Annotated in this window: 21 protein-coding genes; 10 read left to right on the top strand and 11 right to left on the bottom strand. The window is 62.5% G+C overall.

Annotated features, from left to right (window positions below):
• The first annotated feature begins 56 nt into the window (after window positions 1-56).
• Complete coding sequence (locus AB688_RS23875; RefSeq protein ID WP_063546110.1) at window positions 57-533, top strand: ferritin-like domain-containing protein; 477 nt, start codon at window positions 57-59, stop codon at window positions 531-533.
• Here the strand turns inward: AB688_RS23875 and AB688_RS23870 are convergent.
• From AB688_RS23870 to norR, 11 genes are all read right to left on the bottom strand, one after another.
• Window positions 530-2,035 carry a sensor domain-containing diguanylate cyclase gene (locus AB688_RS23870; RefSeq protein WP_063546876.1) on the bottom strand — a complete coding sequence of 502 codons (1,506 nt, stop codon included), beginning with the start codon at window positions 2,033-2,035 and terminating at the stop codon, window positions 530-532. The two genes, AB688_RS23875 and AB688_RS23870, sit on opposite strands and share 4 nt — an antisense overlap.
• A 213-nt stretch (window positions 2,036-2,248) precedes the next feature.
• On the bottom strand, window positions 2,249-3,580 hold the full coding sequence (locus AB688_RS23865; protein WP_063546109.1) for an OprD family porin: 1,332 nt from the start codon (window positions 3,578-3,580) through the stop codon (window positions 2,249-2,251).
• Between the two features lie 204 nt (window positions 3,581-3,784).
• Complete coding sequence (locus AB688_RS23860) at window positions 3,785-4,009, bottom strand: hypothetical protein (RefSeq protein ID WP_063546108.1); 225 nt, start codon at window positions 4,007-4,009, stop codon at window positions 3,785-3,787.
• 129 nt (window positions 4,010-4,138) lie between these two features.
• Entirely contained in the window at window positions 4,139-5,551 is a 1,413-nt protein-coding gene (locus AB688_RS23855; RefSeq protein WP_063546107.1) for a heavy metal sensor histidine kinase, read from the bottom strand.
• The gene (locus tag AB688_RS23850) at window positions 5,526-6,200 is read right to left on the bottom strand and encodes a heavy metal response regulator transcription factor (protein WP_063546106.1); all 675 of its coding nucleotides are present in this window, start codon (window positions 6,198-6,200) and stop codon (window positions 5,526-5,528) included. The genes AB688_RS23855 and AB688_RS23850 overlap by 26 nt, the downstream gene beginning before the upstream one ends.
• A 9-nt stretch (window positions 6,201-6,209) precedes the next feature.
• On the bottom strand, window positions 6,210-9,299 hold the full coding sequence (locus AB688_RS23845) for a multidrug efflux RND transporter permease subunit (protein WP_063546105.1): 3,090 nt from the start codon (window positions 9,297-9,299) through the stop codon (window positions 6,210-6,212).
• Entirely contained in the window at window positions 9,296-10,459 is a 1,164-nt protein-coding gene (locus tag AB688_RS23840; protein ID WP_063546104.1) for an efflux RND transporter periplasmic adaptor subunit, read from the bottom strand. Before AB688_RS23840 ends, AB688_RS23845 begins: the two co-directional genes overlap by 4 nt.
• A gap of 250 nt (window positions 10,460-10,709) precedes the next feature.
• Window positions 10,710-11,444 (bottom strand): YkgJ family cysteine cluster protein, encoded by a 735-nt coding sequence (locus AB688_RS23835; protein ID WP_063546103.1) that lies wholly within the window; start codon window positions 11,442-11,444, stop codon window positions 10,710-10,712.
• On the bottom strand, window positions 11,441-11,752 hold the full coding sequence (locus AB688_RS23830) for a hypothetical protein (RefSeq protein ID WP_054892507.1): 312 nt from the start codon (window positions 11,750-11,752) through the stop codon (window positions 11,441-11,443). The genes AB688_RS23835 and AB688_RS23830 overlap by 4 nt, the downstream gene beginning before the upstream one ends.
• Window positions 11,753-11,842: 90 nt before the next feature.
• On the bottom strand, window positions 11,843-12,742 hold the full coding sequence (locus tag AB688_RS23825) for a chemotaxis protein (protein ID WP_054892508.1): 900 nt from the start codon (window positions 12,740-12,742) through the stop codon (window positions 11,843-11,845).
• Window positions 12,743-12,852: 110 nt separating this feature from the next.
• Entirely contained in the window at window positions 12,853-14,397 is a 1,545-nt protein-coding gene (gene norR, locus AB688_RS23820) for a nitric oxide reductase transcriptional regulator NorR (protein WP_063546102.1), read from the bottom strand.
• Window positions 14,398-14,552: 155 nt separating this feature from the next.
• Between norR and hmpA the strand changes: the two genes are divergently transcribed.
• From hmpA to alaC, 9 genes are all read left to right on the top strand, one after another.
• Window positions 14,553-15,731 (top strand): NO-inducible flavohemoprotein, encoded by a 1,179-nt coding sequence (gene hmpA / locus AB688_RS23815; protein ID WP_063546101.1) that lies wholly within the window; start codon window positions 14,553-14,555, stop codon window positions 15,729-15,731.
• A gap of 352 nt (window positions 15,732-16,083) precedes the next feature.
• Window positions 16,084-16,590 (top strand): disulfide bond formation protein B, encoded by a 507-nt coding sequence (locus tag AB688_RS23810; RefSeq protein WP_054892511.1) that lies wholly within the window; start codon window positions 16,084-16,086, stop codon window positions 16,588-16,590.
• Window positions 16,591-17,146: 556 nt separating this feature from the next.
• Entirely contained in the window at window positions 17,147-18,091 is a 945-nt protein-coding gene (cyoA, locus tag AB688_RS23805; RefSeq protein ID WP_054892512.1) for a ubiquinol oxidase subunit II, read from the top strand.
• A gap of 3 nt (window positions 18,092-18,094) precedes the next feature.
• Window positions 18,095-20,113, top strand: coding sequence for a cytochrome o ubiquinol oxidase subunit I (gene cyoB / locus AB688_RS23800; RefSeq protein WP_063546100.1), 2,019 nt, complete (start codon window positions 18,095-18,097; stop codon window positions 20,111-20,113).
• 3 nt (window positions 20,114-20,116) lie between these two features.
• The gene (locus AB688_RS23795) at window positions 20,117-20,740 is read left to right on the top strand and encodes a cytochrome o ubiquinol oxidase subunit III (protein WP_054892514.1); all 624 of its coding nucleotides are present in this window, start codon (window positions 20,117-20,119) and stop codon (window positions 20,738-20,740) included.
• Window positions 20,740-21,072 (top strand): cytochrome o ubiquinol oxidase subunit IV, encoded by a 333-nt coding sequence (gene cyoD / locus AB688_RS23790; RefSeq protein ID WP_054892515.1) that lies wholly within the window; start codon window positions 20,740-20,742, stop codon window positions 21,070-21,072. Before AB688_RS23795 ends, cyoD begins: the two co-directional genes overlap by 1 nt.
• 11 nt (window positions 21,073-21,083) lie before the next feature.
• A complete protein-coding gene (gene cyoE / locus AB688_RS23785) occupies window positions 21,084-21,971 on the top strand; it encodes a heme o synthase (protein WP_054892516.1) in 888 nt (295 codons plus the stop codon).
• A 120-nt stretch (window positions 21,972-22,091) separates the two neighbouring features.
• On the top strand, window positions 22,092-23,219 hold the full coding sequence (locus tag AB688_RS23780; protein ID WP_063546099.1) for a hypothetical protein: 1,128 nt from the start codon (window positions 22,092-22,094) through the stop codon (window positions 23,217-23,219).
• Between the two features lie 163 nt (window positions 23,220-23,382).
• Window positions 23,383-24,591 carry an alanine transaminase gene (alaC, locus tag AB688_RS23775; protein WP_054892518.1) on the top strand — a complete coding sequence of 403 codons (1,209 nt, stop codon included), beginning with the start codon at window positions 23,383-23,385 and terminating at the stop codon, window positions 24,589-24,591.
• Window positions 24,592-24,697 lie beyond the last annotated feature (106 nt).

Below are 24,697 nucleotides of genomic sequence, written 5' to 3'. Positions count from 1 at the left end.
CTTGGCATGAAGACTGCTCCTGTCATAGGGACTATCACCTGCCAAGGAGTTACCCCATGAGCAACCCCAACAAAGACGTGATCGACGTGCTGAACAACCTGATCGAGTACAGCAAGGATGGCGAGAAGGGTTTCAAGGAGTCGGCCGATGACGTCAAGAATCCTGAGCTGAAGGCCTTCTTCGTCCAGCGTGCCGGCGAATGCGCCAGTGCCGCAGGCGAGTTGCAGAGCGAAGTACGCCGTCTCGGTGGCGACCCGGAAACCTCCACCAGCTTCAGCGGCGATCTGCACCGTGGCTGGGTCAACCTCAAGTCGATGGTGACCGGCAAGGATGAAGAAGCGGTGCTCAACGAAGTGGAGCGGGGCGAGGACCATGCGCTGAAGGCCTACAAAGAGGCTCGCGAGAAGCTGGTCAAACTCGGCCGCGGCGCCAGTGATCAAACCTATGCGCTGGTGGAGAAGCAGCTGCAAGGCGTACAGCGCAATCACGACCAGGTGAAAGTCCTGCGTGACGCTGCTCGCGCCCGCTCCTAAGCAACAGGCGTGACAGGCCCTTCTACCCGGTTACGGCCCCCCGCCTTGGCCCGGTAAAGGGCTTCATCCGCGGCACCCAGCACTGCTGTAAGGTCGTGCTGGGTGCCGGGTTGGTAAAGGCCGATGCCAATGCTGACCGTGATCGGTCGCTCATCGGCACCGAATCGCGGCATCGCCTCGACACTCAGGCGAATGCGTTCGGCCAGCAGCAGCGCGCCGGCCAGTTCGGTTTCCGGCAGCACCACCTGAAACTCCTCGCCACCATAACGCGCTGCCAGGTCGGCCGGCCTGCGAATGCAGCGATTGATGGTGCGCGCCACTTCACGCAGGGCATGATCACCGCCGGCATGACCGTGGCGCTGGTTGAACGCCTTGAAGTGATCCACATCCACCATCAGTACCGCCAGCGCCGAGCGGTTGCGTTGCGCGCGTGCCCATTCCTGGCGCAGGACCTGATCGAGGCGACGTCGGTTTGCCAGGCCCGTAAGGCTGTCGGTGGCTGCCAGCGTGGCCAGGCCTTGCTCGGCATCGTGGCGCCGACGCAGTTCGCGCCCCAGCAGCACGGTCAACCAGAGTATGCCCAGGCACAGTACTCCCGTGGCCAGGCCGACGATCAGCGCCGTGCGCCGCCAGGCCTGGAAAACTTCGGAAGAAGAGTGCGCCACCAGCACGATCAGCGGCAGTTCGCCCACGCGCGCAAACGTATACATGCGCCGCTCGTCGAACAGGTTCGAGTGCGCGCTGAAGCTGCCACTGTGCTCCTGGAGAATGCGCTGGAAATTGGGTTGCTGGCTGAAGTCGCTGCCGATCGCTGGGTCTTGTGGCCGGGTCGGCTCGCGAGCGAGCAACTGGCCGCTGGTGTTGAGCAGGTTGATGCTGCTGTGCTCGCCGATGTCCAGGCGCTGGAACAGTTCGTTGAAATATGACAGGCGCAGGGCGCCGGTGGCCAGGCCTGCGAACTCACCGTTGGGGCCGGGGATGCGCCGGCTGAAACTGATGCACCAGTCCAGATCGCCAAGCCGCGCCTTGAACGGTGGGCCGACCAGCAGACCGAGGTTGGCGTTGGTCTGGTGGGCCCTGAACACCCCCGTGCCGGCGAAGTTCGCCTGGCGTGGAATGATGCTGCTGGAGTCGCCCACCACATCGCCTTGGGCGTCGAGCCACAGCACATCGCCGCGGCTGCGGTCGACGAAGGCCTGGTTGAACAGCAGGCGTTGGCGCAACGGGCCAGGCACCTTCGGCAGCTCGCTGCGCCCGACTGCCCAGATCAGTCCCTTGAGCGACTGGTCATAGAGCTCGGCGTTGCGCAGGATGTCACTTTCGATGAGCTGGACGATGTTGCTCGAGGCGCGGATGGAGGACTGTTCGACACTGTCCCGTTCGCGGCCGAGCAAATAGCTGACGATACCTACAATCGCGAGCACGGCGAGGCAACTGCCCAGGTTGAGGATCAGCTCGGGGTGAGGCCTGGGGAGGATGGGGCGCGGGGATCGGGTGTGCAACATCGGGCTCGCTACTGCATAGGCCCCTCTTTCCGTGAGGGTTGGGCTATAAAGCGGCGGCGATATTCTAGGGAAGTGGCAATTGTCGGACAAGATTAGTCCGTCGGAAATGCATCAGGGGCTTTGCGGGACGAGCCCCCCTACAGGACTGTAGGAGCGGGCTCGTCCCGCGATCACCGGCAACGCCGGTGCCATCCGCTGAGGGAGGGCCGATCAGAACACGTTCAGCGGATAGTCGACGATCACACGCAACTCGTCGTTGTCGTTATCCACAGCCGAGTACCCCTGGCTGCCACGATGGCTGGCATAGCGCAGCAGCACCGACAGGTCCTTGAACTGGCCTTCCTGGAACACGTACTTCACGTCCAGGTCGCGTTCCCAGTGGCGCGCATCCTTGCCGTCCTCGCTGTACCAGTGGCCATAGCCGACGCTGTTCGGATCGGCCTTGGTGAGGTCCAGCTTGCCGCGCGAATACGACAGCGACGAGGTCAGCCCCGGGATGCCGAGCCCGGCGAAGTCATAGTCGTACTGCAGCTTCCAGGAGCGCTCGTTAGGGCCGTTGAAGTCCGAGTACATGCGCGAGTTGTCGAGGTAGATGCTGTCGCCCAGGTTGATGTAGTCGAACGGCGTATTGCCGTTGACCCGCTGGTAGGCGGCAGTGACGCTGTGATGACCGGCCGCCACGGTGAAGTGCAGGCTGTAGGTGTTGTTGTCGATCTTGCCCAGTTTCGACTGGCCAGTGTCCTGGGTGTGATAGAAGTGCACGCCCGGGTTGAGGCTGACCAGATCATTGACCGCGTAGGTGTAGTCGAAGTCGGCGTAGTACTGGTTCCAGATGTCTTTCAGTTCGGCGGCATAGAGGTTGGCGGTGATGTTCTCGGTGCCGTTCCACGCGGCGCCAGCCCACGACAGGTGCTTGCTGCGCTGGTCGTCGGTCTGCTGGCTGTAGTAGGTGTCGATGCGGCGGTGGCCGCTCTGGTTGTAGGGCTTGGTGAAGCTCACCTGGCCGCCTTCGAGCAGCAACCCTTCGACGCTGGTGTTGGTCAGTGCCACACCACGGAAGGTCTGCGGCAGCATGCGCGTCTCGCCACCGGCGATCACTGGATTGGTGAGGAACAGGTCACCGGCCTTCAGTTCAGTGTCGAAGCCCTTGAGCTTGACCGCGGCGCCTGCGGTGGAGAACGAATGCGGCGCGGCGCCCAGTTCGTCTTCGTTCTTCTGGTGAGTCGGCAGGATGCTGGTGCCAGCGTGGCCGCCACCGCCATCGAGCTTCAGGCCCAGCATCGCGTGGGCATCGACACCGAAACCGATCACACCGGGCGTATAGCCCGACTCGAAGCGGGCGACGGCGCCCTGGCCCCACTCGCGATTGTCGCGCACACCCTGGTTGAGTTGGTTGCGGTTGAAGTAGGCGTTGCGAAAGTGCAGGTTCAGCGACGAACCCTCGATGAAACCATCAGCTTTTTCGTCGTCCGCCTGGGCGGCATGGGGAATCGTTGCGGCCAATGCAACGAACAGAGGCGTGAAACGGAAAGCGAGGGACACGAGTAAATGCTCCTTTGGTCTAACAGTGAGGCAGTTTCTAATTGTCGGAATTGCAGTTTCTTATGAGGGACGTTACAAACCGGCTGATAATTAAAGCGCATAAAAAAAGCCGCTGATGCGCAGCGGCTTTAAAAGGCTAACATATCGACACAGGCACTGCCCATGGCGTAGCCGGAGGAAAACAGGGCGTGTTCCGGCTGCCGATCAGCTGTCGGCATTGTCATCGGTCGTGACTTTGGAAGCTGTCTGTTGCGCGTCTTTTGCTGCACCTTGGTGCTGCGCCGCATAGGCGTCCTGCGACTGTTGCAGGGTGGCGGCGATCTCTGCGTTACGGGCGACGAAGGCCGGCGATTCCTCAGCCATGGCCAGGGGCGACAACAACAGGGACGACAGGACGAAGACGCTGGCAATACCCATACTGTTGGACATTTGAAACAACCTTCTTGCGTGGCAAGTGTGAGTGAAGACAGGGCTAAGTTAGTCCTGAAGAGGCACTTGAAACAGCACCGCAGAGGATAATCACTCTTGCGCAAAAAGTAAGAATGCCTGCGTGGGTCTTCAGACTTTTACCCTAAAACCGCGTAGTTGAGCGCTCGGCAGGTTGATGCCGAAAGTATTGGCGCCCCCTTCGCTGCGTACAAAAACACTGCCGCCATGCATCAGCGCAATGGCCTTGACGATCGCCAACCCCAACCCGTGGTTACCACCGCCGCTGTTGCTGCGCGCGGCGTCGACCCGATAGAAGCGTTCGAACAGTAGCGGCAGGTGCGCTTCATCGATAGCCGGGCCGGGGTTGCTTACGGCGATGCTGACCCGCTCTTGCTCAACGTCGATTCGCACCTGGATCACCTGCCCGGGCGCAGTGTGTTGTACCGCGTTGTTCAGCAGGTTGATGAGCGCGCGGCGCAGTTGCGCCTTTTCGATCGGGGCCTGGGCATCGCCGCTGACCTCGACGCTGACGCGTGCGTCTTCGAGGATGTAGTCCAGGTAGTCGAGGGTGGTCGCCACTTCCTCGGCCAGTGACGCCTGGGTCAGGGCGGTGGCCTTGCTGCCCTGATCGGCGCTGGCGAGAAACAGCATGTCGTTGATGATGCTGCGCAGGCGCTCCAGCTCTTCCAGGTTTGATTGCAGCACCTCGAAGTAGTGCTCGGCGCTGCGCCCGCGGGTCAGGGCCACTTGGGTCTGGCCGATCAGGTTGGTCAGCGGCGAGCGCAGTTCGTGGGCAACGTCGGCGTTGAAGGCTTCGAGCCGCGAATAGGCCTGGCTGACCCGGTCGAGCGCGGCGTTGAAGGCCTCGGCAAACTGCGCCAGCTCCGGCGGCAAGTCCTGGGTGCGCAGGCGTCCGTCCAGGCGCGGTGGGGCCAGCGCCTGGGCTTCTGCCGACAGCGCCAGCAGCGGGCGCAGGCCGATGCGTGCGACCCAGTAGGCCAGCAGCGAGGCCAGCAGCACACCGAGCACGGCCAGGCCGACAATGGCCACCAGCAGGCTGTGCTGGGCCTGCCAGAAGGTTTGGGTGTCGATACCGATCATGAAACGTACCGCCGGCCTTTCACCCAGTGCCGGCAGTTGGCTGACCAGGATCTTGAACGGGTAGGGGTTGTCGGTCAGGCGCAGGTCGCGCATGCCTTCCGGGCCCTGGGCGAAGCGGCGCAACTGTTCGTTGGGATGGCCGTACTCGAAGCGCGGATCATCGCTGACCACCCAGAAGCGGATGCGCCGGTCTTCTTCGGCCAGCAGGTTGAGTTTGTTGTGGATCTTCACCCAGTGCTCCAGGGTGCCGAAGCGGTTGAGGGTGGACTCCAGCACGCTGAAACGCGCATCCAGCTCGGCCGCCGGCAGCAGGTCGAGGCTGCGATCGACCTGGCGGTACAACGCACTGCCGATCAGCACGAACACCGCCAGCGCCACCAGCGTGAACAGCAGCGACAGGCGCAGGGCCAGGGAGTTAGCCCGCACGGTTTTCCAGGACATAGCCCATGCCTCGGATGGTGTGCAGCAGCTTGTTGTCGAACGGCCCGTCGAGCTTGGCGCGCAGGCGCTTGATCGCGACCTCGACAACATTGGCGTCGCTGTCGAAATTGATGTCCCAGACCAGCTCGGCGATGGCGGTCTTGGACAGGATCTCGCCCTGACGCCGGGCCAGTACGCTGAGCAGCGAGAACTCCTTGGCGGTCAGTTCCAGACGCTGGCCCGCGCGGCTGGCCTTGCGCGCCATCAGGTCGATCCACAGGTCGGCGACCTGGATCTGCAGCGGCTCGTGGCTGGTGCTGCGACGGGTCAGGGCCTGCAGGCGGGCGACCAGTTCGAGAAAGGAGAACGGCTTGCCCAGGTAATCGTCGGCACCTTCGCGCAGGCCATGAATGCGGTCCTCGACCCGCTCGCGGGCGGTGAGCATGATCACCGGCGTCTGCTTGCGCGCACGCAGGGCGCGCAGCACGCCGTAGCCATCCAGACCCGGGAGCATGACGTCGAGCACGATCACCGCGTAGTCGCCTTCGAGCGCCAGGTGCAGGCCGTCGATACCATCACGGGCCAGGTCGACGGTGAAGCCCTGCTCGGTCAGGCCACGATGCAGGTAGTCGGCGGTTTTTTCTTCGTCTTCGACGATCAGCACACGCATGGGTTTGTCTCAACTGGCAGTCGCGGCCGCGTTGGCGACCGTGCGGCGGTGGAACACACGTTCCAGGGCCAAGTATATGACGGGGGTGGTGAACAGCGTCAGCGCCTGGCTGACCAGCAGGCCGCCGACCACCGCGATGCCCAGCGGCTGGCGCAGCTCGGCACCGGTTCCGAAGCCGAACATCAGCGGCACGGCGCCGAGCAGGGCGGCGAGGGTGGTCATGATGATCGGCCGGAAGCGCGTCAGGCAGGCCTGGTGGATCGCCTGCTCGGGCGTCATGCCCTGGGTGCGCTGGGCGTCGAGGGCAAAGTCGATGAGCAGGATGCCATTCTTCTTGACGATACCGATCAGCAGCACGATGCCGATCAGGCCCATGATGGTGAAGTCTTGGCCCATGGCCCAGAGCAGGATCAGGGCACCAAGCCCCGCCGAGGGCAGGGTGGAGATGATCGTCAGCGGGTGCACGAAGCTCTCGTAGAGCACACCGAGGATGATGTACACCGCCACCAGTGCGGCGAGGATCAGCCACGGTTGGCTCGACAGCGAACTCTGGAACGCCTGTGCCGCGCCCTGGAAACTGCCGACGATGGCGTCGGGCATGCCCAGCTCGCGCTGGGTCTGTTCGAGGATGCGCACCGCATCACCCAGGGCCACGCCGGGGGCGAGGTTGAACGACAGGTTGGCGGCCGGGAACAGGCCGTCGTGGGCGATCGACAGCGGGCCGGTGCTGGGCGGTGCGACATGGGCCAGGGCCGACAGCGGCACCATCTCGCCCGACAACGGCGAGCGCAGGTAGAAGTAGTTAAGGCTCTCGGCCTTGCCGCGCTGGCGGGCGTCGAGTTCGAGGATCACCTTGTACTGGTTGGTCTCGGTCTGGAACTCGCTGATCTGGCGCTGGCCGAAGGCGTCGTACAGCGCCTGGTCGACGTCGGTGGTGGTCAGGCCGAAGCGTGCGGCGGCCTGGCGGTCGATGTCGATGTGGGTGACGCTGGCGCCCAGTTGCAGGTCGTTGGACAGGTCGCGCAATGCCGGGTTTTCCCGCAGGCGTTCGGTCAGGCGCTGGGTCCACAGGTTCAGGGCCACGCCATCGTTGCTCTTGAGCACGTACTGGTACTGGGTGCGCGACGGGCCGGAGCTGAGGTTGATGTCCTGGCCGGCGCGCAGGTACAGGACGATGCCGGGCACCTGGGCGAGTTTCGGGCGCAGCCGGTCGATCAGTTCGCTGGCTGATACATCGCGCTCGCCGCGGGGCTTGAGACTGATCCAGAAACGGCCGTTGGCGATGGTCTGGTTGCTGCCGGTGACCCCGACGGAATGGGAGAAGGCGCGCACCGCAGGGTCGGCTTCGATGATCTTTGCCAGGGCCTTGTGCTTCTCGATCATCGCCGGATACGACACGTCGGCTGCGGCCTCGCTGGTGCCGAGGATGAAGCCGGTGTCCTGCAGCGGGAAGAAACCCTTGGGGATGGCGACATAGCCGATCACTGCCAACGCCAGGGTCAGGCCGAACACACCCAGCGTCAGGCGTTGGTGGGCGAGGGCGCGGTCCAGGCCCTTTTCGTACCAGCGCACCAGGCGCTGGCCAAAGCCGTCGTGGTGTTCCTGCGGCGGTTTGCGCATGAACAAGGCACAGAGGGTCGGGGCCAAGGTCAGTGATACCACCACCGAAATCAGGATGGTCGAAGTGGCCGTCAGGGCGAATTCCTTGAACAATCGCCCGACCACGCCGCCCATGAACAGCAGCGGAATGAACGCGGCGATCAGCGAGAAGCTGATCGAGATCACCGTGAAGCCGATCTCCCCGGCGCCCTTGATCGCCGCCGTGCGGCTGTCATCGCCGGCTTCCAGGTGACGGTGGATGTTTTCCACCACCACGATGGCGTCGTCGACCACGAAGCCCACGGCGATGACGATGGCCACCAGCGTGAGGTTGTTGAGGCTGAAGCCTGCCACGTACATCAGTGCACAACTGGCGATCAGTGATACCCCCAGCACGCTGGAGACGACCAGGGTTGCCGACCACTGGCGCAGGAACAGCGCCATCACCCCGATCACCAGTACCACCGCGATCATCAGCGTCAGTTCCACTTCATGCAGCGAGGCGCGGATGGTCTGGGTGCGGTCGTTGAGTACCGACACCTCGACCGAGGCCGGCAGCATTTCCTGCAAGCGGGGCAGGGCGTCGAGCACGCGATCGACGGTGTCGACGATGTTGGCGCCGGGCTGGCGGAAGATCACCAGATTCAGCCCAGGTTTGTCCCCGGACCAGGATTTGACATAGGCGTTCTCGGCGCCTTCGATCACCTTGGCTACGTCCTGCAGGCGCACCGGGGCGCCGTTGCGGTAGCTGACGATGAGCTGGGCGTAGTCTTCGGGGTGGAACAACTGATCGTTGGCGGCGATGGTCGAGACACTGTGTTCGCCGTACAGCGCACCCTTGGCCAGATTCAGGCTGGTCTGCTGGATGGCCTGGCGGATATCGGCCAAGGTCAGGCCGATGGCCGCGAGCTTCTCGGGCTGCGCCTGCACGCGGATTGCGGGGCGCATTTGCCCGGTGATGTTGATCAGGCCGACCCCGTCGATCTGGCTGAGCTGGCGCGCCAGCAGGGTTTCGGTGTAGTCGCTGAGCTCGTTGCCAGGCATCTGCTCGGAGCTGACGGTCAGCACCAGCACGGGGCTGTCGGCCGGGTTGACCTTGCGCCAGGTCGGTGGGCTTGGCAGATCCTGCGGCAGGCGCGCAGTGGCAGTGTTGATCGCGGCCTGGACTTCCTGGGCGGCGGTGTCGATGTTCTTGTCGAGGGTGAACTGCAGGATCAGCGTGGTCGAGCCCAGGGCGCTGCTGCTGGTCATCTGGGTCATGCCGGGGATGGCGCTGAACTGTACCTCCAGCGGCGTCGCCACCGACGACGCCATGGTTTCCGGGCTGGCGCCAGGAAGCTGTGCGGTGACCTGGATGGTTGGGAAATCTGCTTCGGGTAACGGCGCCACCGGCAGGCGCGGAAAGGCGATGGCCCCCAGCAGCACCAGGGCGAAGGTCAGCAGCAGGGTGGCGATGGGGTGGTCGATGCACCAGGCCGAAACGCCTTTGCGGGTGATCATGGCTGGCTCCGATGGTCAGCCACTTCGGGGTTGGCAGGCACGTCGGGGGCGACCTCGACCCGTGCCCCGGGCTTGAGGCGCGACTGGCCGTCGAGCACCAGGCGATCACCGGCCTTGACCCCAGCGATGATGTTCAGGTCGCTGTCCTGGTAGAGCACCTTGACCGGCACGCTGGCGACCTTGTCGCCATCTAGACGGTAGACGTAATGACCATCGACGCCGCGCTGCACCACCGGTGGCGGCACCACCAGCGCCTGCTCATCGACAGCGGTGCGCAGGCGGATGGTCACCAGTTGGCCGGGCCACAGCAGGCCATCCTTGTTGTCGAACTCGGCCTTGATGCGCACGGTGCCGGTGTTGGCCGAGATCTGGTTATCGATCAGCGCCAGGTGGCCCTGGCCGAGCAGGCTGCGTTCGCCGCCGGCGTCCATGTAAGCCTCGACCAGCGCCGGCGAGGGCGCTTTGAGCAGGGTCTGCAGAGTCGGCAGCATCTGCTGGGGCAGGGCGAACTCGACGGCGATCGGGTCGATCTGGGTGACGCTGAACAGACCCTGGGTGTCGCTGCTGCGCACCAGGTTACCGGGGTCGACATTGCGAATGCCGACGCGACCGGTTACCGGTGAGCGGATCTGCGTGTACGACAGCTGCACTTCGGCATTGGCGATGGCCGCCTGGTTGCCCTTGACCGTGGCCTGGAGTTGATTCACCAGCGCCTGTTGCTGGTCGAGGGTCTGCTTCGAGACACCGTCGTCGCTGCTCAACAGGCGGTAGCGCTTGAGGTCGACACCGGCCACCTGCAACTGTGCCTGGCTCTGGCCGAGTTGGGCGCGGGCCTGATCGAGGCTGGCGCGAATCGCACGGTCGTCGAGGGTGGCGACCAGGTCGCCTTCCTTGACCCACTGGCCCTCCTTGACCAGCACTTGGGTGAGGGTGCCCTCGACCTGCGGCCGTACATCGACGCTGTGCAGCGAAAGCACCGAGCCGATCGCGCTGGCAAAGCGCGGCACGTCCTGCTGGGTGACGCTGATCACCCTCACCGGCACGGCGTTTTGCGCGCGTGGGGCAGGCGTATCCTGGCGCAGGCGCAGCCAACCGGCCAAGGCGATAAGCAGGAGGATGGCCAGGGCGGCGAGGACGAGGGGGCGGGAGGGACGTCGCATCGAGGCTGATACCGGTCAGTGGGGGAGGGCTGGAAACCGTGCTGGCGTCTTTCGGTTCCAGACTTTTGTCAGATTCTTTTCTGCTTATAGCCCGCCGATCGGGTCGGCAACGTGACGTCTGGCTGACAGCGCTGACAGTTTCCAATCATTGATGGCCAGTTGCCAAGGAATTGAGCTGGACCAATGCTCGTCCGGGATTTGCCCTGGAGTCGAACGCCAACGTTGGAGGTGAGGGACCCTAGATTCCAGCTCAGAACCCGATAAAGGCGTAGTACACCGGCGCTTCGCCGGTCGTCAGCAGCCCATGCTCCCGCAGCCCGTCGGCCAGTTCGGCATCTTGCACATGCACAGTCCATGGCACGTGCGCTTGAGCGCTCACCTGATCCAGCGCCGCGAGAAACGCCGGCATGTCTGGCAGCCAGGCGGTAAAACCGTTGCCCTTGAGCGCGCTGGTGGTCATGCCCAGCGCCTGGCAGACGGCAACCTTGGCGGCGATGTCGTCGCGGTCGGCCTGGCGCGAGGCTTCGATCAGTGCGACCAGTTGCGGATCGACGGCCCTGTTGCCGACGATCAGTTGCGGGCCTTGTTGCCAGGCTTCGGGTGGGCAATCCTTGGCTTCGACGCGCAGAGGCAGGTGCGGGTTGACCTCGGCCGGATAGATACGACAGACCAGCGGGCGTGTTTCATAGATGCCGCACAGGTTGTTGGCATCCAGGTTGCGACAGCGCCCTGGATTGAAGGCCGCGAAGGTCACCGAGACCCGCACCTCGGCGCTCCCGCAAGGCACGGCGAGCGAACGGCGCAGCACATGATCGCGTTGCTCGACCGGCATGCCCGGGCCATCGGTGATGAAGCCTTCGATCAGCACCACGACCTGGCCGCCACTGGCAGCCCACTGGCGGGACTCGGCGAGCGTGAGGGGTACGTGGTGGCCGGTGCAGCACTTGCCGCAGCCGGTGCAGGCGAAACGAATGCCGTCGCTCACTTGGCGCCTGGCTTCCATTCGGTGACGTAGGCTTGCTGCTGGGCGCGGTCGTACAGGCACAGTTCGGTGCCTGTCTGGTTCTTCATGGATTTTGGCTTGTACACGCCTTCGATCAGCAGGGCGCTGTAGGCGGTGCGGTCGTCGAATTCGGCGGGCTTGCCCAGGGCGTGGGCGTCCTTGAACTGGCTGGCGGCCAGGCAGCGCTTGACCATCTGCTGGCGGTACTCGTTCCAGGCGTCGGGGCTGGAGGCCTGGGCAAGACCACTGGTCATGGCGAGGGCAATCAGGGCAATGCGAAGAAGGGTCATAAGCGGTACCGGCAAGAAAACCTCGGAAGGGGAGTGATTATGCCCGAGTCCTCCCCACCATCAAGTGAAGGCATTGTGTCGCCAGATGTATCAGCGCTCGGCGAACCCGACCGCTCGCGCCGCGACGACCAGGCAGTCGGTCAGCTCGGGCGAGGAAAACTTGGTGAGAATCGCGTTGGCGCCTGCGACCTTGGCTTTTTCGGCGCTCATGGCGCTGTCCAGCGAGGTGTGCAGCAGCACGTAGAGGTGCTTGAAGTCCGGGGTCTCGCGCACGGTGCGGGTGAAGGCGTAGCCGTCCATCTCGGACATTTCGATGTCCGACACCACGATGTTGATTTCCTGGGCGGTGCCCTGCAGCTCCAGCAGGACGTTGATCGCATCCTTGGCGCTGCGCGCGGTATGGCATTCGACGCCGAGGTGGCGAAGGGTGTGCACCGATTGCTGCAGCGCCACCTGGCTGTCGTCCACCACCAGGATGTTGGCGGCAGCCAGCAGGCTGGCGTCTTCTGCGCTGAGTTCGCCGGGATGCGTTTCAGGTTCCGGCGGGGCGATGCCGTGGATGACTTTCTCGATGTCGAGCACCTGTACCAGCGTATTGTCGACCCGGGTCACGCCAGTGATGAAGGAGCGGTTGCCCGAGCCGTAGGGCGGTGGCTTGATGTCGGTGCTCAGGCAATGGACGATGCGGCTGACCGCCTGCACGTGCAGGCCCTGGCGGGTGCGGCTGATGTCGGTGACGATCAGGCAGCCGCCATCCGGGTCGGCCAACGGCATTTCGCCGATTGCCCGCGACAGGTCGATCACCGACAGCGAGTTGCCGCGAAGGGTCGCTACGCCTTTGACGTGGGGATGCGACTCGGGAAGCTTGGTCAGGGGCGGGCAGGGGATGATCTCGCTGACCTTGAGCAGGTTGATAGCCATCAGCTTGCCGCTGCGCAGGGTGAACAGCAGCAGGGACAGCGAGTCCGCGCGGGCATTTTGCGTGGCCATGTGTAACCTTCAGGTATGTCTGGAAAGGAGAGATGTCGGGTTATCGGCCTGGAGTAGCCAGGCTTTAGGCCCTCATCCTGATGGTTGGCGCGGGTCCTGTGGGGCTACCGTCAGCGCAACCCCAGGCGCTTGGCCAGTCGGCTCAGGTTCGCCCGGTCCAGCCCCAGTTCGCGGGCGGCAGCAGCCCAGTTGTCCTGATGGCGCGTCAGGCAAGCTTCGATCAGTTGTCGCTGGTAGTCGTCCAGCGCCTCGCGCAGCCCGCCTTGTGGTAGATCCGTGGGCGATACGGGGACACTGGCAGCGGGTATGGCAACGGTTGGGCGCAGGTCGAGGTCGGGCGCTTCCAGCGTGAGGATGCGTGGACGCTGCGGGTGTGAGCCGAGGGCCTTGAGCGCCGATCGCCCGATCAGATGCTCCAGCTCGCGCACGTTGCCCGGCCAGTCATAGGCCAGCAATGCCGACTGGGCACCGGCGCTCAGGCGCAGGCTGTTGAGCCCCAGGCGCGAACGGTTCTGCTCGAGGAAATAGCCCGCGATCATCAGCACGTCACGCCCGCGCTCGCGCAGTGGCGGCACCAGCAGTGGATAGACGCTCAGGCGATGGTAGAAGTCGGCGCGGTAGTTGCCATTGCGTACCTCTTCGGCAAGATCGCGGTTGGTCGCCGCGATCAGGCGCACATCGACCCGGTGTTCGCGGTCAGAGCCCAGGCGTTGCAGTTGCCCGCTTTGCAGTACCCGCAGCAGCTTGGCCTGCACGGCCAGCGGCAACTCGCCCACTTCGTCGAGGAACAGGGTGCCGCCGTTGGCCAGCTCGAACTTGCCGCGTCGCTCGCCGTGGGCGCCGGTGAACGCGCCGCGCACGTGGCCGAACAGTTCGCTTTCCACCAGGGTGTCGGGCAAGGCGGCGCAGTTGAGGCTGACCAAGGGCTTGTCGGCGCGATTGCTTGCGCGGTGCAGGGCCTGGGCCACAAGCTCCTTGCCCACGCCGGTTTCACCGGTGATCAACACGGTCAGGTCGCTGCCCCCGACCAGGCGGATTTCCTCGAGCAGCCGCTTGTGGGCCTTGCTCTGGCCGATCAATTCCTTGTCCTGCCCGCTGGCCTGGCGATAGACCTCGGCGCGCAGGTGCTCGTCCTCGGCACGCAGGGCCAGGCCCTCGATACGCTCGGCCACGGTGACGGTCGCGGCGGCGAGGCTGGCGAAAGCCTGCAGTGCTTCGAGCTCGAGGCTCTGGAACTGGCCGGGAGTGAGGGCGTCAAGTGTGACTAGGCCCCAGGGTCGTTCATCGACCATCAGCGGACAGCCCATGCAGTCGTGCACTTCCAGGTCTGCATCGTGGGCGTTGACCAGGCCGTCATAAGGGTCGGGCAGGTCGCTGTCGCTGGCGAAGCGGGTGGGCTCGCTGCGGCTGAGCAGAATCTTGAAGCGGGGGTGTTCGCTGACACGGAAACGCCGTCCCAGGGTGTCCGGCGACAGGCCATCGACCGCCAGCGGCACCAGCCATTCGCCGTCAAGCCGCAGCAAGGCGGCCGCATCGCAAGGCAGCAAACCGCGCATGGCCTGCAGCAGGCGACGATAGCGCTCCTGGTCGGGCAGGTCGCGAGACAGGTCGCTGACGAGGGGGAGGAGCGCGGTGAGCAGGGGCTTTGCAGTCATTTGGACTCCTGTTGGTCATCATGACTATATATCGGAGTAGGTCTTTTTGACATGGGTTGCTTGCAGGCCTTGGTTTCATTGGGCTTTCGAGTTGGCACGATTGCTGAAGTGGGCTGGGTAACCATTCGTAGCCCAAGGCTCAGGGAGTCACTGCAATGCTCAATGCCGACCAACGTGCAATCATCAAGGCTACCGTCCCACTGCTCGAAAGCGGTGGCGAGGCGCTGACCACCCACTTCTACAAGATGATGCTCAGCGAGTATCCCGAAGTGCGTCCGCTGTTCAACCAGGCGCACCAGGCCAGCGGTGACCAGCCTCGTGCGCTGGCCAACGGCGTGCTCATGTATGCCCGCCATATCGACCGGCTGGAACAATTGGGTGGTCTGGTTGGCCAGATCATCAACAAGCATGTGGCCTTGCAGATCCTGCCCGAACATTACCCGATCGTTGGCAGTTGCCTGCTGCGCGCCATCGAGGAAGTGCTGGGCAAGGACATCGCCACCGCGGAAGTGATCGCTGCCTGGGGCGCGGCCTATGGCCAGCTGGCCGATATTCTTATCGGTGCCGAAGAGGGCCTGTACAAGGCCAAGGAAGAGGCTGACGGCGGCTGGCGTGGTGCCCGGGATTTTCGTGTGGTGCGCCGTGAGCAGGAAAGCAGCGAGATCGTCTCGTTCTACTTTGCGCCTATCGATGGCAAGCCGGTACTCAAGGCCGAGCCTGGTCAGTACATCGGCCTGCAGTTGTTTATCGACGGTGCCGAACAGCGCCGCAACTATTCGCTCTCGGCATTGTGCGATGGCGAACAGTACCGCATCAGTGTCAAGCGCGAGGCCGGGGGCAAGGTGTCGAACCATCTGCACGATCAACTGCAGGTCGGCGACACGCTCAAGCTGTTCCCGCCGTCTGGCGACTTCACCCTGGCACCTGGCGACAAGCCGCTGGTGCTGATCAGTGGTGGTGTCGGCATCACCCCGACCCTGGCGATGCTCGAGGCTGCGCTGAAGACCGAGCGTCCGGTGCACTTCATCCACTGCGCACGCAACGGTTCGGTGCATGCTTTCCGTGACTGGATCGACAGCCTGGCGGCGCAGCATCCGCAACTGCAACGCTTCTATTGCTATGCCGAGGACGACGGCAGCCGTGACGCCAATGCGGTCGGCCTGCTGACCCAGGATCTGCTGGTCGAGTGGCTGCCGCGAGCGCGTGACGTGGATGCCTACTTCCTTGGACCGAAGGGCTTCATGGCGGCGATCCGTCGTCACCTCAAGGCCCTGGGGGTTCCGGATGCGCAGAGCCGCTACGAGTTCTTCGGGCCGGCGGCTGCTCTGGAATGATCTACTGACCAGGCTGGCGTCTTCGCGGGCAAGCCCGCGAAGGGGTTGGCCTGTCCATATATAAGGAAGGATGAACAGCGCCCCGCAGCTTTCATCTTTAATCCTCCTTTAATCACTGTATCCTTCACTCCCGGGTATCGAGGGGCTGGTCCCTGCGCGACGCCCGGGCAGCCGCTTTTTTTTACCGGCCAAGGTTGAACCGATGTTGCCAACGCCGGTCACAGCATCTCCGGATAGCCCTGCGCAGCGCTGTCTCGCCGCTTCCTCGACACGCTAAGAGACCATCCCTGCGTGTAGACTTGCGCCCAGGCAGGCGGAACACGCTGCCACCTATCCATCCAAGGAATCGGCAATGAACGAACAAACCCTGCGCCTGAATCGGGAACGGCGCTTCCTCGTGCTGTTGGGGGTAATCTGCCTCTCGCTGATCGGCGGCGCGCTGTACATGCAGGTCGTGCTAGGCGAGGCACCTTGCCCGTTATGTATCCTGCAGCGCTATGCCTTGCTGCTGATCGCGCTGTTCGCGTTCATTGCCGCAGCCATGCCCGGACGACGGAGCCTGACCTTCTTCGAGGCGTTGGTCGTGCTGAGCGCAATTGGCGGAATCGTTGCGGCCGGCAACCATGTGTATATACTCGCCAACCCGTACGCCAGTTGCGGTGTCGATGTACTGCAGCCGATCGTCGACGACCTGCCCCTGGCGCGACTCTGGCCCCTGGCATTCCAGGTCGACGGTTTCTGCACCACACCGTACCCGCCCATCCTGGGTCTGTCGCTGGCGCAATGGGCGCTGGTGGCGTTCGTCCTCACTGCCATCCTGGTGCCGCTGGGCATCTATCGGAATCGGCGCCGGGCTTAGACAAAAGTCCCGATTTGATGCAGGTCTATTGCACGGTGAGATAACCGGCAAAATTTCCCCAGAGACTGATCCTGATCAACGTTGAGCCCTTGTAATACAAGGGTTTCAGGGCTATCAAGCCGGGTGCGACAAACTGTCGCGAAGTTGATTTTTCAGGCAGGATTATTACAAATCCTGTAAAAGACTGTTGCTCAATAAGTCATAGTCAAGGGGGGGCGACCTATCTACAATCGCCCCCAATTTCCGTTCGGCACTGCTTGCGAGTCGCAGGATTGAAGGAAGCCCCAGCGCTCCTTTTGCTGACTTCGACAAGTTTCGCCCAACGGCGATCCGGGCGGACACCCCTCCGCGTTTTCCCGCACCAAATGGAATTGGTCTGAAGTACAGGCCTTTAGCCTAAGAAAACCCCAAGCTCGTCCATACGCTCAACGCCCAGATCCAGCAGTCGGATCCCAGGCAGGCGCGGGTTCGAGCTCGAAATGCTAACGCTTGGCAGGACGAAGTGTTGGCGAACAAAACACATTGCATTGAAGCAAGCTGATCTAGAGGTCGTGAGATGAGTAAAAAGCGTTACCCCAGACTGTTTGGCATATTGCCCTTTTTAGGCATGCTTTTACTCAGTGGGTGCAACTGGACCCTGCTCGACCCGAAGGGCCAGGTCGGCATTGAGCAAAAGAACCTGATCCTCATCGCTACCGGCCTGATGCTGCTGGTCGTGGTGCCAGTCATCATCATGACCCTGGTCTTCGCCTGGAAGTACCGTGCTTCCAACAAGGCTGCCACCTACACCCCCGACTGGTCGCACTCGACCAAGATCGAAGCTGCGGTGTGGATCATCCCGATCCTGATCATCATCGCCCTGGGCTACGTCACCTACCACTCCACCCACAAGCTCGACCCTTATCGTCCGCTGGATTCCGATGTGAAGCCGGTGCAGATCGACGTGGTCGCTCTGGACTGGAAATGGCTGTTCATCTACCCGGAGCAGGGTATTGCCACGGTCAACAAGATCGTCTTCCCGGCTAACACCCCGGTCAACTTCCGCGTGACCTCCGACGCCGTGATGAACTCGTTCTTCATCCCTGCGCTGGGCGGCCAGATCTACGCGATGGCTGGCATGACCACCAAGCTGCACCTGATCGCCAACGAAAATGGCGAGTTCGACGGTATCTCCGCGAACTACAGCGGTGCTGGCTTCACCGGTATGAAATTCAAGGCAACCGCCACTTCGCAAGCCGACTTCGATGCATGGGTCGCGCAAGTGAAGGCTTCGCCGAAGAAGCTGGACAAGGCCGAATATGACGCCTTGGCCAAACCAAGCGAAAACAACCCAGTCGAGCTGTACAGCGAGGCTTCGCCTGACACGTTCCAGCTCATCGTCGACAAGTACGAAGGCATGAACCGTGGTCGTCCGAGCCACGAAGAAGCAGGCAGCAAAGACCTGGCCACTACCAAGGGTGTGGAAACGAGTATGCAACCAGCTGCCGGTGCAGAGGAGTAAGAGATGTTCGGTAAATTAAGCCTGGAGGCGATTCCCTATCACGAGCCGATAGTCATGGTGACGCTTGCCATTGTCGCGCTCGGGGGCCTCGCCGTCGTTGGTGCCCTCACCTATTTCCGCAAGTGGTCCTACTTGTGGACCGAGTGGCTGACCACGGTCGACCACAAGAAGATCGGGGTGATGTACATCATCGTCGCGATGGTCATGCTGCTGCGCGGCTTCGCCGACGCCATCATGATGCGTACCCAGTTGGCTGCCGCTACCGGCGGCTCCGAAGGCTACCTGCCGCCTGAACACTATGACCAGATCTTCACCGCCCACGGTGTGATCATGATCATCTTCATGGCGATGCCGTTCTTCACCGGCCTGATGAACCTGGCCCTGCCTCTGCAGATCGGTGCACGTGACGTTGCCTTCCCGTTCCTGAACTCCCTGAGCTTCTACCTGCTGCTGGCAGGTGTGCTGCTGGTCAACATCTCCCTGGGCGTCGGCGAATTCGCCAAGACCGGTTGGGTTGCCTATCCGCCATTGTCGGGGATCCAGTACAGTCCGGGCGTAGGGGTTGACTACTACATCTGGGCGCTACAGCTATCAGGCTTGGGTACGACACTCACAGGCGTGAACTTCCTGGTCACCGTCCTGAAGATGCGCGCACCTGGCATGAAGCTGATGGACATGCCGATCTTCACCTGGACCTGCACCTGGGCCAACGTGCTGATCGTCGCTTCCTTCCCGATCCTGACCGCCGCACTCGCCCTGCTGACCGTTGACCGTTATCTGGACTTCCACATCTTCACCAACGAGCTTGGTGGGAACCCGATGATGTACGTCAACCTGTTCTGGGCCTGGGGTCACCCTGAGGTGTACATCCTGATCCTGCCGGCGTTCGGCGTGTTCTCGGAAGTGACCTCGACCTTCTCCAGCAAGCGTCTGTTCGGCCACCACGCGATGATCTACGCATCGGGTGCCATTGCCGTACTGGGCTTCGCGGTCTGGCTGCACCACTTCTTCACCATGGGTGCAGGCGCCAGCGTCAACACCTTCTTCGGCCTGGCGACGATGCTGATCTCCATTCCGACCGGTGTGAAGCTGTTCAACTGGCTGTTCACCATGTATCAGGGCCGCGTGCGTTTCACTCCGCCGATGCTCTGGACCCTGGGCTTCATGGTCACCTTCTCCATCGGTGGCATGACCGGCGTACTGCTGGCCGTTCCAGGTGCTGACTTCGTGCTGCACAACAGCCTGTTCGTTATCGCCCACTTCCACAACGTGATCATCGGCGGCGCGGTGTTCGGCTACATTGCCGGCTTCGCCTTCTGGTTCCCGAAAGCCTTCGGTTTCACCCTCAACGAGAAGTGGGGCAAGGCGGCATTCTGGTTCTGGCTGTCCGGTTTCTACGTGGCCTTCATGCCGCTGTACGCGCTGGGCTTCATGGGTATGACCCGTCGTCTGAACCACTCCGACAACCCACTGTGGGAACCCTACCTGTACGTGGCCGTGGTCGGTGCAGTGCTGATCCTGTTCGGTATCGCCTGCCAGCTGATCCAGCTGTACGTATCGGTTCGCGACCGCAACCAGAACCTGGACGTCACCGGCGATCCATGGGGTGGCCGTACCCTGGAATGGTCGACTTCGTCGCCACCTCCGTTCTACAACTTCGCCCACATGCCCGAGAAGGTCGGCCTGGACGCCTGGCAAGAAGCCAAGGAAGCCGGTGTCGCCTACAAGGTGCCGGCCAAGTACGAAGCGATCCACATGCCGAACAACACCGCTACCGGTCTGTTCATGGGTCTGTTCCTGACCATCTTCGGCTTCGCTTTCATCTGGCACATCTGGTGGCTGGTGGGTGCGAGCCTGGTAGCAACCATCGCGGTCTTCGTTCGCCACGCTGCGCGTGACGACCAGGGCTACATGGTCCCTGCCGAAGAAGTGGCGCGCATCGAAGGCGAACGCCAGCGGGCCCTGCAGCTTGCCGGTGTACCTACCGGTGGCGCACGTGTCGAAACCTTTGAACGGGTGTAATCAATGTCCAGTCAAGTAATTCACGGCGATGCACATGGTCACGACCATGGGCACGACGATCACCACCACGACTCGGGCCAGATGACCGTCTTCGGTTTCTGGCTGTACCTGATGACCGACTGCATCCTGTTTGCGTCGCTCTTCGCCACCTACGCGGTGCTGTCCGGCAGTTTTGCCGGCGGCCCGTCGGGTCATGACATCTTCCAGCTCGACTTCGTGCTGGTCGAAACCGCATTCCTGCTGCTGTCCTCGATCACCTTCGGCTTCGCCATGCTGAAGATGTTCGCCGGTAACAAGGCAGGCGTACTGGGCTGGTTGGCAGTGACCTTCCTGTTCGGTGCAGGCTTCATCGCGATGGAAATCTACGAGTTCCATCACCTGATCGTTGAAGGCTACGGCCCGCAGCGCAGTGGTTTCCTGTCGGCGTTCTTCGCGCTGGTCGGTACCCACGGCCTGCACGTGACCTCGGGTCTGATCTGGATGGCCATCCTGATGTACCAGATCAACAAGCACGGCATCACGCCGACTGCCAAGACCCGCATGAGCTGCCTGAGCCTGTTCTGGCACTTCCTGGACGTGGTCTGGATCTGCGTCTTCACCGTCGTCTACCTGCTGGGGGTTCTGTAATGGCTAACGCACACGACACTCACCACGAAGGTAACCACGGCAGCGTGAAGTCCTACATGATCGGCTTCATCCTGTCGATCATCCTGACCGCGATCCCGTTCGGCCTGGTGATGTATCCGACCCTGCCGAAGAACCTGACCGTCCTGATCGTGGTGGCCATGGCCGTCATCCAGGTCGTGGTGCACCTGGTGTACTTCCTGCACATGGACCGCTCGAAAGAGCAGCGTTCCACTGTCTCGACGTTCCTGTTCACCGCTCTGGTAATCGCACTGCTGGTAGGCCTGTCGCTGTGGATCATGTTCAGCATCCACTACGAAATGTTGGCCAAGTGAGGTAAGACTGCATGTCCGTGAAGCACTTTATCCAAATCACCAAACCGGGGATCATTTTCGGTAACGTGCTTTCCGTGGCAGGCGGTTTCTTCCTTGCCGCGAAGGGCCATGTGGACTTCGCCCTGTTCCTGGCGGTGGTAGTAGGTACTTCGCTCGTGGTTGCGTCCGGTTGCGTGTTCAACAACTGCATCGACCGTGACATCGACCAGAAGATGGAACGTACCAAGAACCGCGTCATGGTCCAGGGCGGTATGTCGCTGCCCCTCGCACTGATCTACGCCACCCTGCTTGGGGTGGCGGGCTTCAGCCTGCTGTATGTCCAGGCCAACCCGCTGTCGGCGTTCTGCGCGCTGATCGGCTTCGTGGTCTACGTAGGCTTCTACAGCCTGTGGCTCAAGCGCAAATCGGTGCACGGCACCCTGGTCGGCAGCCTGTCCGGTGCCATGCCTCCGGTGATCGGCTATTGCGCAGTGAGCAACAGCTTCGACCTGGCAGCGGTCACGCTGCTGGTGATGTTCAGCTTGTGGCAGATGCCGCACAGCTTTGCCATCGCCATCTTCCGCTTCAAGGATTACAGCGCTGCCAACATCCCGGTCCTGCCGGTGGCTCGCGGTATCCTGGCGGCGAAGAAGCAGATCGTGCTGTACGTGCTGGCCTTCGTGCTCGCCACGCTGATGCTGACGCTGGGTGGGTATGCCGGTCTGGGTTACCTGGCCGTTGCGGCTGCCATGGGTCTGTACTGGTTGTACATGGCCTGGGGTGGCTACAAGGCCGAGGACGACAGCAAGTGGGCACGCAAGGTGTTCGGCTTCTCCATCCTGACCGTTACCGCGCTGAGCGTGATGATGTCGGTGGACAGCCAGACCGCTGCCGACGTGCTGATGACCTACGCACGCTGAAGCCTTCGCGCTTTACAAGAACCCGGCCTTTGGCCGGGTTTTTTGTTGGCAGATTTTCCGTCTGCGTGCAGGCGTTCGAACACACTAGTTTGGGCCTCCAAACCATCAGGAGGCATCCAAATGAGTGTTTTTACCGTCTATTTCTGTGGCACCGGGTCCCATCGTTTCGATGACAAGAACCCCAACTTCTGGAATGGTGAGCTGATCGCCACGCTGGCGAGCAATCACTCCGGCAGGGAATTCGTCGATTGGATCACAGTCGATGGCCCAGGCAGTGGCAACTTGCAGGACGATGCCCTGTTCGTCGATGACGGCGACTACTACAAAGTGACCGGCACCCTGTTCGGCAAGGGTTGGGATGAGAATGTGCAGCACGCCCTGCAGGTCATCAAGGGCAAGAGTACCTGGGCCCGCACCAAGCTCACCGAGCAGCAATACCAGAACCTGAAGAGTGCAGGCATTCCCATTCCTGATGCCGAGGCCGGCGGCTCGTGGTTCTGGCGCACTTACGACTACGGCGATCGCGCGGTGACCCCTCAGGCTTTGCAGGAGCAGTTGATCAAGCAACTGCGCAAACCCCTGATCCCGGCCACGGTCAACCTGGTGGGGTGGAGCAGGGGCGGAATCAGTTGCCACATGCTTGCCAACGCCATGGCGCAAGACCCGGAGCTGTGCGATGTAAAGGTCAACATCTTTGCCATCGATCCGGTGCCCGGCGTGGGTAACGTGCAGTCTGAGCGTGTGCAACTGGGAGCCAACGTGAAGGAGTACGTGGGGTTCTACGCACGAGACGAGCGATCAAAAGGTTTCGCCTGTGTGGTGCCTGTCACTGCATACGGTACGCGTATGAGCGTTCTCCCGATGCCGGGCCGTCATGCAACGCTGGTGGGCAATGCTTCGATAGACGGCGCAGGTTCCGGCAAGGCACTGCCTGAACCGGGGATGATCGTGCGGCACTTCGCCGAGGTTTGCCTGAAGCGTTGGGGTGTAACGTTGGACAAGTGTCTGGATTTGAGCGATGCGGCGCTGATGACCTATCACAAGACCATCGACGCGAACGATGAGCTCTACCGCGCCATGCGCAAGAAGTCCTATACCGTACTGACCGAAGGCACTGCCGATGAACGTATGGTTCACCGCGGCAGCATTGCCACGGAGTTCACCCAGGTGCGTGGCGAGCACATGGACCCCAGCGATGGGTTGAGCATCCAGCGCTTCGACTTGAACGCCTACAAGGCTTTGCGCTGATTTACACGCTTACCCGCCAACGAGCGAGTCTCGCTGGCGGGGCTGCCAATCTGTCGGTAGCCCCTTTACAACGCCAGGGCAACCAGACTATTTTCTGCCTCGGCCACCGCAGTGGCCAACGTCGCTCGGACGGTTCCGGGCGCTTACGTCTCTCGAGGAAAGCATGGCCAACCCAGGTTCGCCGCGCCGCTTTGCGCGCATCGATCGTCTCCCCCCCTACGTCTTCAACATCACTGCCGAGCTCAAGATGGCGGCACGCCGTCGCGGCGAAGACATCATCGACCTGAGCATGGGCAACCCGGATGGCGCGACCCCGCCACATATCGTCGAGAAGCTGGTGCAGGTCGCCCAGCGTGAAGATACCCACGGCTACTCCACCTCGCGCGGCATCCCGCGCCTGCGCCGCGCCATCTCCAACTGGTACAAGGAACGCTACGAGGTCGAGATCGACCCGGACAGCGAAGCCATCGTCACCATCGGCTCGAAAGAGGGCCTCGCGCACCTGATGCTCGCCACCCTCGACCATGGCGACACGGTGCTGGTGCCCAACCCAAGCTACCCGATTCACATCTACGGGGCGGTGATTGCCGGTGCTCAGGTTCGCTCGGTGCCGCTGGTACCGGGCGTGGACTTCTTCAATGAGCTGGAGCGGGCGATCCGCGAATCGATCCCCAAGCCGAAGATGATGATCCTGGGCTTCCCGTCCAACCCGACTGCACAGTGCGTGGAGTTGGACTTCTTCGAGCGTGTGGTCGCCCTGGCCAAGCAGTACGACGTGCTGGTGGTGCACGACCTCGCTTACGCCGACATCGTCTACGACGGCTGGAAGGCCCCCTCGATCATGCAGGTGCCCGGCGCCAAGGATATCGCGGTGGAATTCTTCACCCTGTCCAAGAGCTACAACATGGCGGGCTGGCGGATCGGTTTCATGGTCGGCAACCCCGAGCTGGTCAGCGCCCTGGCGCGGATCAAGAGCTACCACGACTACGGCACCTTCACTCCGCTGCAAGTGGCGGCAATCGCTGCGCTGGAAGGCGACCAGCAGTGCGTACGCGACATCGCGGAGCAGTACCGGCAACGCCGCAACCTGTTGGTCAAGGGGCTGCATGAGCTGGGCTGGATGGTCGAGAACCCGAAAGCCTCGATGTACGTCTGGGCCAAGATCCCCGAAGCTTATGCGCACCTCGGCTCGCTGGAGTTCTCCAAGAAGTTGCTGGCCGAGGCCAAGGTCTGTGTCTCGCCCGGTATCGGGTTCGGCGACTATGGCGATGACCATGTGCGTTTTGCCCTGATCGAGAACCAGGATCGTATCCGCCAGGCCATCCGCGGCATCCGTCAGATGTTCCGCGCCGACGGCCTGACCAGCAAGTAAGCCCCAGGCTCAAGCCGCAAGCAGGTCTGCGATGGCAGGCCGTTTGCGGCTTTACCTGCCACTGGCAACATGGCGCTCGAGGGTCGCGACCAGCGGCCGTCTTTTT

It is taken from the genome of Pseudomonas putida (genome assembly GCF_001636055.1).
Taxonomy (GTDB): domain Bacteria; phylum Pseudomonadota; class Gammaproteobacteria; order Pseudomonadales; family Pseudomonadaceae; genus Aquipseudomonas; species Aquipseudomonas machongensis.
The sequence above is the reverse complement of the archived record's forward strand: the minus strand, read 5'-3'. Positions and strand labels throughout refer to the sequence as shown.

Coding starts and splice junctions, on each gene's coding strand:
- AB688_RS23875 (WP_063546110.1), top strand. CDS start 57: ATGAGCAACCCCAACAAAGACGTGATCGACGTGCTGAACAACCTGATC.
- AB688_RS23860 (WP_063546108.1), bottom strand. CDS start 4,009: ATGTCCAACAGTATGGGTATTGCCAGCGTCTTCGTCCTGTCGTCCCTG.
- AB688_RS23855 (WP_063546107.1), bottom strand. CDS start 5,551: ATGTCCTGGAAAACCGTGCGGGCTAACTCCCTGGCCCTGCGCCTGTCG.
- AB688_RS23850 (WP_063546106.1), bottom strand. CDS start 6,200: ATGCGTGTGCTGATCGTCGAAGACGAAGAAAAAACCGCCGACTACCTG.
- AB688_RS23845 (WP_063546105.1), bottom strand. CDS start 9,299: ATGATCACCCGCAAAGGCGTTTCGGCCTGGTGCATCGACCACCCCATC.
- AB688_RS23840 (WP_063546104.1), bottom strand. CDS start 10,459: ATGCGACGTCCCTCCCGCCCCCTCGTCCTCGCCGCCCTGGCCATCCTC.
- AB688_RS23830 (WP_054892507.1), bottom strand. CDS start 11,752: ATGACCCTTCTTCGCATTGCCCTGATTGCCCTCGCCATGACCAGTGGT.
- AB688_RS23825 (WP_054892508.1), bottom strand. CDS start 12,742: ATGGCCACGCAAAATGCCCGCGCGGACTCGCTGTCCCTGCTGCTGTTC.
- norR (WP_063546102.1), bottom strand. CDS start 14,397: ATGACTGCAAAGCCCCTGCTCACCGCGCTCCTCCCCCTCGTCAGCGAC.
- hmpA (WP_063546101.1), top strand. CDS start 14,553: ATGCTCAATGCCGACCAACGTGCAATCATCAAGGCTACCGTCCCACTG.
- AB688_RS23810 (WP_054892511.1), top strand. CDS start 16,084: ATGAACGAACAAACCCTGCGCCTGAATCGGGAACGGCGCTTCCTCGTG.
- cyoA (WP_054892512.1), top strand. CDS start 17,147: ATGAGTAAAAAGCGTTACCCCAGACTGTTTGGCATATTGCCCTTTTTA.
- cyoB (WP_063546100.1), top strand. CDS start 18,095: ATGTTCGGTAAATTAAGCCTGGAGGCGATTCCCTATCACGAGCCGATA.
- AB688_RS23795 (WP_054892514.1), top strand. CDS start 20,117: ATGTCCAGTCAAGTAATTCACGGCGATGCACATGGTCACGACCATGGG.
- cyoD (WP_054892515.1), top strand. CDS start 20,740: ATGGCTAACGCACACGACACTCACCACGAAGGTAACCACGGCAGCGTG.
- cyoE (WP_054892516.1), top strand. CDS start 21,084: ATGTCCGTGAAGCACTTTATCCAAATCACCAAACCGGGGATCATTTTC.
- AB688_RS23780 (WP_063546099.1), top strand. CDS start 22,092: ATGAGTGTTTTTACCGTCTATTTCTGTGGCACCGGGTCCCATCGTTTC.
- alaC (WP_054892518.1), top strand. CDS start 23,383: ATGGCCAACCCAGGTTCGCCGCGCCGCTTTGCGCGCATCGATCGTCTC.